The 506-nt window shown below is 47.2% G+C and carries 1 rRNA gene; it reads right to left on the bottom strand.

What is annotated here, in order from left to right:
• Window positions 1–506: ribosomal RNA gene (locus WHS43_09750) — 23S ribosomal RNA — on the bottom strand; the annotation flags it as partial.

The raw sequence follows: 506 nt of genomic DNA on the forward strand, positions 1-506 counted from the left end.
CTTATCAGACTCGGTTTCCCTTTGGCTTCAGGGCTACTACCCCTTAACCTCGCACGATAGAATAACTCGCCGGCTCATTATGCAAAAGGCACGCAGTCACTAGATCTACCTTTCGATAAACCTAGCTCCTACAGCTTGTAGGTCAATAGTTTCAGGTTCTATTTCACTCCCCTTCCGGGGTTCTTTTCACCTTTCCCTCACGGTACTCGTCCACTATCGGTCACTGATTCATATTTAGCCTTGGATGATGGTCCACCCAGCTTCCCACAGGATTCCACGTGTCCCATGGTACTTAGCCTTTTCACTCACAGTCTATACATTATTTCGAGTACGGGACTTTCACCCCCTTCGGTCAACCTTCCCAGATTGTTCCTCTATAATGTATACCCTGTGCATAAGCCGTCGTATGCTTATATGTGAAAGGCTGCAACCCCGAATAAGCAACGGTACGACCCTTTAACACTTATTCGGTTTAGGCTACTCCCATTTCGCTCACCACTACTTTG

Source organism: Aquificaceae bacterium, from assembly GCA_037481935.1.
Lineage (GTDB): Bacteria > Aquificota > Aquificia > Aquificales > Aquificaceae > Pampinifervens.